Below are 1,484 nucleotides of genomic sequence, written 5' to 3'. Positions count from 1 at the left end.
CCTAGGTCGTGTCTGACAAGTACTGCTTGAGGGACAGGGCGCTGATGTATCTGATGTGCGCTGGCCCCGTCGTGTGAGGGCGGGCTTGGGCCGCTTTCGATGCGTGGCGGCCAATCTAGAGGACGTGCACCATCAGCACGATACTGAGGGCAACTCCCACCAGGCCCGCCATGTCGTAGTGCTTCCAGAATGGTTTGCGGGAAGCGAGTGCCGTCTCCGCGCGCCCGGGGGACAGAGGGTCATAGAGGACTGCGACGCTGTCCCCTTCGCGGGTGCCCGCGGGGACGTGGTCTTCACCTGCACTGTGTGTCCGCTTGACACCGTCTGGCGTCGTGTAGCTCAGAAGGAACTGCGGGCCGCCCTTCCCACGCCAATCACGATCGAAGCACCGAGCGATGACCTCGACGCCCCGGGAACGAAGCGTCAGCCGTCGCCGCATCTGCCAGACCACGACCAGCAGTAGAAAGATTGCTACGCCGTCGGCAGCGATCACGTCCTGCACCCTCAAGGCTCCCCCAGTGTCACGGCACTGATGAGCATTCAACCAGTTGTCGAGACCCTCCGGGGCAGCGTTACCGGCTCGCGAAGCCAGAGAATGAGTGAGGCGAGGTGAAGCCCGGCGTGGTAGCGAGCGGCGAGCTTGTCGAAGCGGGTCGCGATCGCCCGGAACTGCTTGAGCCGGGCGAAGCAGCGTTCGACCACGTTGCGGGTTCCGTAGAGCTCACGGTCGAAGGCCGGCGGTCTGCCGCCCTTCGACCCTCGCCGCAGGCGGTTGGCTTTCTGGTCGGCCCGTTCCGGGATCACGGTCTGGATGCCTCGCCTGCGCAAGACCTGACGAATCGCGCGGGACGAGTACGCCCTGTCCGCTATGACTGCGTCGGGCCTGCGGCGGGGCCGCCCGGCACCGGTCCGGGGCACCCTCAGCTCGTCCATGACCGTGTCGAAGACTGTGGAGTCGTTGACGTTGCCGGGTGTGACGACGACGGCCAGGGGCAGACCCCGGCCGTCGCAGGCGAGATGGATCTTCGTGGTCAGCCCGCCGCGGGACCGGCCCAGCGCCTGGCCAGCCGACGCGCGTGCCGGATCTTCCAGTTCGTCCCCCGTCGGCGCCCCTTTTTACGGGCGCCTGCTGCGTGCTGATGAGCCCGGTTGATCGTTGAGTCCACCGACACCGTCCACTCCACGGCTCCGACGGAGTCGTCACGCACCTGGACCTGTTCGAGCAGACGGGCCCAAGTGCCGTCCGCTTCCCAGCGCGCGAACCGCTCGTAAGCCGTCTGCCACGGCCCATAGCGTTCCGGCAGGTCGCGCCACGGGGCACCGGCCCGCAACCGCCACAACACCCCGTTGATCACCTGCCGGTGGTCACGCCACGGCCGCCCACGACCATCAACACCCGGAAGCAGGGGCGCTATCCGCTCCCACGCCACATCAGTCAGCTCACCACGACCCACCACAAGATCAATTATCAGACAGGGCCTAGG

At 66.7% G+C, this 1,484-nt stretch carries 2 protein-coding genes; both read right to left on the bottom strand.

The window, feature by feature from the left end; translation table 11 throughout:
• Positions 1-115: 115 nt before the first annotated feature.
• Positions 116-502, bottom strand: a complete 387-nt coding sequence (locus AB0P41_RS35930) for a DUF3592 domain-containing protein (RefSeq protein ID WP_365936199.1) — start codon at positions 500-502, stop codon at positions 116-118.
• Between the two features lie 38 nt (positions 503-540).
• Positions 541-1,457 (bottom strand): IS5 family transposase gene (locus AB0P41_RS35925; protein WP_365936200.1). Its coding sequence is split into 2 segments (ribosomal slippage): positions 541-1,109 and positions 1,109-1,457, totalling 918 coding nucleotides; the frame shifts between segments, so codons are not numbered across the junction.
• Between the last annotated feature and the right edge of the window lie 27 nt (positions 1,458-1,484).

Source organism: Streptomyces sp. NPDC079167, assembly GCF_040686735.1.
Lineage (GTDB): Bacteria > Actinomycetota > Actinomycetes > Streptomycetales > Streptomycetaceae > Streptomyces.
The sequence above is the reverse complement of the archived record's forward strand: the minus strand, read 5'-3'. Positions and strand labels throughout refer to the sequence as shown.